The sequence below is a fragment of the Thermoanaerobaculia bacterium genome (assembly GCA_018057705.1).
GTDB lineage: Bacteria > Acidobacteriota > Thermoanaerobaculia > Multivoradales > JAGPDF01 > JAGPDF01.
Map to the genome: position 1 here is coordinate 1 of JAGPDF010000123.1, position 7482 is coordinate 7482.

The window sequence follows — 7482 nt, forward strand, 5'->3', positions numbered from 1 at the left end:
CCGAGCGCGATGGCGCTCGCGTGCAGGAGGTAGATGTCGCGTAGCGCCAGCGCCAGTGCGAGGGGCGCGCCGAGCGCCCGGGTGATGTGGGTGAAGGCGAACGGTTCGGTGGCGGTCGAGAGGCGGCGGATCGTGCCGCCGCCGGCCTCGACGAGGAAGCACTCGCCGTCTTCGTGGGTGACGCGGTAGCCGCCGGCATCGCCGCGCTCCGAACGGATGCGCTCGACGCCGCCGGCCAGGAGGCCGGGACCGTCGTAGATCGGCGAGAAGCTCTGGTCGCGCGGCGGGCGAAGGCGCCGCCCCAGCTCGGCGGGGGCCGCGTCGTGGGTGAGAGGCAGATCGCTCCAGACGTTCTCGCCGGCGAGCCGCTGCTCGAAGCCGTGGCTGGCGCTCTCGCGATCGAGATGGAGAACGATCGTCTGGGCGGGATGGGGCGCCATGACAGCAAGTCTAGCCGGGGCGCGATAGATTGCACCGGTCATGCCTCTGCCGCGGCACTTCGTCCTTCATCTCGTGTCGCTCGCCTTCGCGATCGCGATCGCCTTCGCGCTCATCGAGCCGGTGCCGGTGACGCTCGAGACCGCCACCCAGGGGATGACCTTCCCGATCGACAAACTGGTGCATTTCGGCCTGTTCCTGGTGGCCGCCGTGCCCTGGCGGCGTTCGCTCGCGGTGGCGGGCGTGCCGTCACCCGGTGTCGCGGTCGTCGTGGCGGCTGCTGCTTACGGCGGGCTGCTCGAGATCGTTCAGGGGCTCTTCACGGCGCGCGACGCCGAGCTCCTGGACATGGCGGCGGGGGCCCTCGGGGCCGCCGTCGCGGTGGGACTCCTGCGCTGGGTGCGACCTCCGAAGGTCCCGGCGTGACTTGGGGGTCGGTCGGCTCGCCACCCCAGGAACTTGCCGTGCCCACCGATTTCTCCCAGAATGCAGGCGAAGTGCCCACATGATGAGAGGTCGAGAGTGAATCCCGCCGGCCCTTCCGTGCTCATCGTGGACGACGATGCGCAGTTGGGCCGGCTGGTCGCGACCGTCGCGGAGAAGTGCGGTTTCGCAGCCCGCGTCGCGTTGAGCGCGCGCGAGGCGTGGCTGGCGCTCGACCCCGAGCCGACGCTGGTGCTGCTCGACCTGAACATGCCCGACGCCGACGGCCTCGAGGTGCTCCGCGAGCTCGCCTCACGGCGCTGTGCGGCGCAGATTCGCGTCTTCAGCGGCACCGATCCGAGGATTCTGCGCTCGGCTGCCCAGCTCGGTCGCGACTTCGGCCTGTCGATGGGCGAACCGCTCGCGAAGCCGGTCTCCGTGGCGGAGCTGCGCGCCATGTTCGACGAGCTCGCGCGGACGGTCGCGGCCGGTGCGCCGAAGCCGGCGACGGCCCAGGCCGGTCTGCCGGCGCCGCCCCGGGTTACGGCCGACGAGTTGCGCCAGGCGATCCGGAGCGGCGAGCTCTTCGTCGTCTTTCAGCCGATCCTCGACCTCGCGACACTTTCGCCGCTGGGCGCCGAAGCCCTCGTGCGTTGGCGCCACCCGGTCCACGGCATCGTGCCGCCGGTGCACTTCGTGCCGCTCGCCGAGAGCTCCGGCCTCGCGGTCGAGATGACCGAGCGGATCTTCGCTCTCGCGCTCGAGTTCGCCGGCCGGCCCGAGTATGTCTGGGAGGGGAGGCCCCTGGCGATCTCGGTCAACGTGGCGGCGGCAGCGCTGATCGAGTTCGACCTCGCGGCTCGGCTCGCCGCGCTGATGCCCGCGCACGGAGTCTCCCCCCATCGCCTCGTCGTCGAGGTGACCGAAACGGTGATGAGCGCCGACCGCACGCGGGTGCTCGAGGTTCTCAGCCGATTGCGCCTGCGCGGAGTCGAGCTGTCGATCGACGACTTCGGCACCGGCACCTCTTCCCTCGAGCGGCTCGATCAGTTTCCGTTCACCGAGCTGAAGATCGAGCGCGCCTTCATCGCCGATCTGCTGCGGCGGCCCGAAGCGGAAGCGATCGCGCGTTCGACGATCGAGCTGGCGCGCCGGCTCGATCTGCGGGTCGTAGGCGAGGGGATCGAGGACCTGCCGACGCTCGAGTGGCTGCGCGCCGCCGGCTGTCAGACGGGCCAGGGGTTTCTGTTTTCCCGCGGTCTCGAAGCCCACGACTTCCTGGGCTGGATCGGCGGCTGGACCGAGCGGCGCACGGCGCTCCTCCACCCTTCGTCGCCCTGAACCCCAATCGCCCGCCGCCGATCGCCGGCTGCCGCCGCTCGATCTTCGCTCTCGCCTGCGTTCTCCTGCCCCCATGCAATCTCCGCCCTCGGGCGAGCGGAGGAGTAGACTGCCTTCAGCCCGCGACCTCGGTGCTGTGTGCGACAGGGGCGATTCGCCCTTTCCTCCGGGTCTCGTGAGGAGGTCGTTCCCCGCCGCGTAGGGGAAATGCGCGGTGCGAGAGGCGCTCGATGGCCGTGCGGCAGGATAGCTTCGAGCTCGGAACGGCCCGCGTCTGCGGAGCCATCGCGGCGGGCTTCGGGTGCCTCGCGCTTTTTGGCTGGGCCTTGGAGCTGCCGTTCCTGGCGACGTTCGGAGAGGGCAGGATCCCGATGGCGCCGAGCACGGCGGTGCTCTTCGTCCTCTACGGGGCAGCCGTGCTCCTCTCGGCACGGCGACCGCTCGGCCGCGGCGCGCGCGGCCTCGGCGGAGGCCTGGTTGCCGCCGGGGCGCTGGTCGCGGCGGGGCTCCTGGTCCTGTCGTTTCTCGGCATCCTTCCGGCCGCCGAGCTCCTCGGCTTTGCCGAGCGCGGCGCGCTCGGCAAAGCCCCCATCGGCCACATGTCGCCGGTGGTGGCGAGCTGCTTTCTCCTGGCGAGCCTGTCGTATCTCGGCTCTCTGGCGTCTGCCGCGTCGCCGCGGCCGGGCGGACCCGGCGCCTGGACCGGCCGAGCGGCCCGCTGGACCGCCGGTCTCGTGCTCGCCACGAGCCTCCTGCTCGTCCTCGCCTATCTCTTCGGCAGCCCCCTTCTGTATGGCGGATCCTTCATCCCGCCCGCGGCGACGACCAGCCTCGCCCTCACGGCTCTCGGTATGGCGCTGGTGGCGCTCGCCGGTCGGGCCGTCCGTCCCCCGGCGTCGACGACGGCAGTGCCGCGCCAGGGTGTGCCGCGGGCGCTCGTGGTCATCGTCGTCGTGCTCGCCGCGGGCATCATCGCCCTGGGCGGCCGGTTCTTCCGGGCGGAGGCCGAGCGCGATCGCGCGGTGGTGGAGCAGCAGCTCGCGGTCGCCGTCGAGCTCAAGGCGAGCGAGCTCGCGCAGTGGCGGGCGGAGCGCCTGGGAGACGCCTCCATTCTGCTCGGCAATCCTGTTTTTTTCGCGCAGTTTCGTAGCCTGCTCGACGACGCGCAGGCTGGGGGGGCGACAGAACCGCTGCGGACCTGGCTGACGAAGGTGCAGTCCAGCTACTTCTACGATCAGGTCTCCCTGCTCGACTCCCAGGGCCGCGAGCGGCTGGTCGTTCCGGCGGGGCGACACGCCGTCGCCGCCGTCATCGCCCGGCGGGCGCCCGAGATTCTGCGGACGACGGGAGTGACTTTCGAGGACTTCTACCGCGACGAGCGCGATGGGCGGATCTACCTCAGCCTGCTCGTCCCGATCCGCGACGTGCAGGGCCTGGCTCTGGGCATCGTCGTGCTCACGATCGATCCCGAGCAGTACCTCTTTCCGCTCCTCCAGCGTTGGCCGACGCCTTCCCGGTCGGCCGCGACACTGCTCATCCGTCAGGGCGGCATCGAAGGGCTCTTTCCCGACGAGCTCGCGGCCGGCGCGACCCCGGCGTCGAGGCAGCGCCTTCCGCTGGCGAACCCGGACGCCATCGACGTCGAGGCCGTCCTGGGTGAGGAGGGAATCGTCGAAGGGCGGGACGACCGCGGTGTTCAGGTGCTCGCTGCAGTTCGGCCGATCCCCGACTCGCCGTGGACGCTGGTGGCGCGCATCGACGCCGAGGAGGCCAACGAGCCGCTTCGCGAGCAGCTACGGGAGATGATCGTGCTGGTCCTGGCCCTGCTGGCGGCCGCGGTGGCGGGGTTGGGAGTCGTCTGGCGGGAGATCCGCGTGCGCGAGCTGCGCGGGCGCTTCGAGGCGGACCGCGAGAGCGCCTGGCTGCATGACGTGGTCGCGCGGAGCCTGAACGAGGTCTATGTCTTCGACCCCGAGACGCTGAAGTTCCGTTTCGTCAATCGCGGCGCCTGCGAGAACCTCGGTTACACTCCAGAGGAGCTCGCCGGCCTCACGCCGGTCGATCTCGAGCCGGAGTTCACGATCGGGACCTTCCGCGCCCTGCTCGCGCCATTGCGCGCGCCCGAGCGGCCCAAAATCACGTTCGAAGGCACGCACCGGCGAAAGGACGGCTCCGATTATCCCGTCGAAGTCCACTTGCAGCTCGTCGATTCGGGCGCGACAGGGGCCTTCCTCGCGGTGATCGACGACATCACCGTGCGCCGGCGCGCCGAACGCCACATCCAACAGTTGAACCGCGTCTACGCCTTGCTGAGCGAGGTCAACCAGGCGATCGTACGCGTGCGCGCGCCCCAGGAGCTGTTCGCCGAGGCCTGCCGCATAGCGGTCGAGACGGGCGGCTTCCGGATGGCCTGGATCGGTCTGGTGGACGCGACCGCGAAGCGCCTTCGCCCCGTGGCGCACGCCGGGGTGACGGACGGCTATCTCGAGAGATTGCAGATCCCCCTCGGCAGCGGCGACGATCCACGCGCGCTGGGACCGACGGCGAGCGCCCTGCGCGAGGGAGTGCACTCGGTCTGCAACGATATCGAGCATGACCCGCTCATGGCCCCCTGGCGGGATGATGCTCTGAAGCTCGGCTACCGTGCTTCGGCGGCGTTTCCGCTGATCGTTTCTGGCAAACCTCTCGGAGCCTTCAGTCTCTACGCCGGCGAGCCGGGCTTTTTCGACGCGAAGGAGTTGCAACTGCTCGACGAGCTGGCGACGGACCTCGCGTTCGCGATGGAGATGCGCCAGCTCGAGGAGACGCGACACCGACTGGCTACGGCGATCGAGCAGTCACCGGTGGCGGTGACCATCACGGACGCCGAGGGCCGGATCGAATACGTGAACCCCGCCTTCACGGAGATCACCGGCTATACATCCGAGGAGGCGCTGGGCGGCAATCCCCGGATGCTCAAGTCGGGGCGCCAGGAGCCGGCCCTGTACCAGGAGCTCTGGGCCACGATTCGCGCCGGCCGGAGCTGGCGCGGCGAGCTCGTGAACCGGCGCAAGGACGGCAACCTCTACACCCAGGAGCTGACCATCGCCCCCGTCCGTGGCGCCGCGGAGAGGGTGACCCACTTCATCGCCATCAGCCAGGACGTCAGCCGGCGAAAGCAAGTGGAGCAAGAGCTTCAGAGCGCCGAGGCGCGCTATCGCGGCCTGTTCGAACAGTCGCCGGACGGCGTCTTGCTGATCGACACCGAAACACTCCAGACCCTCGAGGCGAATGAAGCCGCACATTCGCAGCTCGGCTACTCTCTCGAGGAGTTTGCCGCCCTGGAAATCTCCGACTACGAGGCCCAGGAGACACCGGAGGAAACCCGCCGGCACATCGAGAAGGTGCTGGCCGAAGGTTCCGACGATTTCGAGACTCTGCACCGGACCAAGGACGGCGAGATCAGAAACGTCCACGTCTGGACGAGGAGAGTGCAACTCGGCGAGCGCAATGCGCTCCACAGCATTTTCGAGGACGTCACCGAGCGCAAGCGTGACGAGGCGGCGCTTCGACTCTCGGAGAAGCGCTATCGGGCGCTTTTCGACCGCAGCCTCGCGGGGGTCTATCGCACTACACTCGATGGCCGCATCCTCGAATGCAACGAGGCCTTTGCCCGCATCTTCGGCTTCGCTTCGCGAGCCGAAGCCCTGCTCGGAACCGCCAGCACTCTCTACCCGACACCTGCGGACCGCGCCGACTTCCTCTCGCGGTTGCGATCCACCGGCGTCATGGTGAACCGCGAGTTCGAAGGGCGGCGACAGGACGGAGGCACGGTGTGGTTGCTGGAAAACGCCCACCTCTTCGACGGCGGGGATTCGCTGACCAGCGAAGTGATCGAGGGCACGCTGCTCGACATCACCGAGCGGAAGAATCTGGAGATGGAGCTGCGTCAGTCGCAGAAGATCGAGGCGATCGGGCGGCTGGCGGGCGGCGTGGCGCACGACTTCAACAACATCACGGGAGTGATCCTGGGCTACGGCGAGCTGGTGCGGTCCGAGGTCGAGCCGGGGACGCCGGTCGCCGAGTACGTGACGGAGATGGTGCAGGCGGCGGAGCGGGCGGCGACCCTCACCCGCCAGCTGCAGGCCTTCAGCCGCAAGCAGATCCTGCAGCCCCGGCGGCTCGACTTGAACGAGCTGGTCGCCAACGCGCACCGGATGCTGGACCGGGTGATCGGCGAGGACATCGCGCTCGTCGTTCGCCCGGCGCCGACGCTCGGGACGGTGCTCGCCGATCCCGGGCAGATCGATCAGATCCTGCTCAATCTCGCCATCAACGCGCGCGATGCGATGCCCGAAGGGGGCACGCTGACGATCGAGACCGCCGATATCGAGCTGGCCGAGGAGACCCCGGCGCCCGACCGTCCGGCGATGGTGCCGGGACGCTACGTGAGGCTCGCCGTGTCGGATACAGGAGTGGGCATGGACGCCGAGACCCAGCGGCGGATCTTCGAGCCGTTCTTCACCACCAAGCCACCGGGTCAGGGCACCGGGCTGGGTCTCGCGACGGTCTACGGCATCGTCAAGCAGAGTGGCGGCTACATCTGGGTCGACAGCGAGCCGGGCCTCGGCACGACGTTCCAGATCTACCTGCCGCGGATCGACGAGCCACCCCACGGCAACCGTCCGGGCGTGCCGCCCGCCATGCCGCCCGCCATGTCGCCCGCCTTGTCGCATGGGGGCCACGAGACCGTTCTGCTGGTCGAGGACAATCCGGCGCTGCGCGACGTGACCCGGCGGCAGCTCGAGGCGGCCGGCTACACCGTGTTGCTGGCGGGTGACGGCGAAGAGGCGCTGGCCCTCGCCGGGACGCACGCGGCGCCGATCGACCTGCTGCTCACCGACGTCGTGATGCCGAAACTGGGGGGCGGCGAGCTCGCCGGGCGGCTGGTGGCGTTACGACCCGGCCTGCCGGTGCTCTTCATGTCGGGTTACACCGACGGCGCGATCGCCCAGCACGGCATGCTCGCGGACGGTATCGCGCTGCTCGAGAAGCCGTTCAGCGGCAAAGGACTGGTGCAGGCGGTGCGCAAGGCGCTCGACCGCACGACCGCGAGCGGCACGTCGTCCTGAGGCGCCGGGCGGCGATCGTGAGCCGCTGCGGTTTTCAGCCGACGGTCGCGTAGGTGCTCTGGTCGTAGGCGGCGACGACTTCGTCGGGCCTGCCGTCGGCGACCAGGTGCCCGCGGTCGAGCCAGAGCGCGCGGCTGCAGGTCTCGAGGACGATCTGCGCCGAGTGCGA

4 protein-coding genes are annotated in these 7482 nt (G+C 69.7%); 3 read left to right on the top strand and 1 reads right to left on the bottom strand.

Going from position 1 to position 7482, the window contains the following annotated elements; translation table 11 throughout:
* The coding region (locus KBI44_20585) for a hypothetical protein (GenBank protein MBP9146880.1) at positions 1 to 440 on the bottom strand (440 nt) is incomplete at its 3' end.
* Between the two features lie 40 nt (positions 441 to 480).
* Between KBI44_20585 and KBI44_20590 the strand changes: the two genes are divergently transcribed.
* The 3 genes from KBI44_20590 (at position 481) to KBI44_20600 (ending at position 7313) form a co-directional block, all read left to right on the top strand.
* A complete protein-coding gene (locus tag KBI44_20590; GenBank protein ID MBP9146881.1) occupies positions 481 to 864 on the top strand; it encodes a VanZ family protein in 384 nt (127 codons plus the stop codon).
* Positions 865 to 960: 96 nt separating this feature from the next.
* Positions 961 to 2202 (top strand): EAL domain-containing response regulator, encoded by a 1242-nt coding sequence (locus KBI44_20595; GenBank protein ID MBP9146882.1) that lies wholly within the window; start codon positions 961 to 963, stop codon positions 2200 to 2202.
* Positions 2203 to 2432: 230 nt separating this feature from the next.
* Positions 2433 to 7313: a PAS domain S-box protein gene (locus tag KBI44_20600; protein ID MBP9146883.1), complete on the top strand. Its 4881-nt coding sequence runs from the start codon at positions 2433 to 2435 to the stop codon at positions 7311 to 7313.
* Positions 7314 to 7482 lie beyond the last annotated feature (169 nt).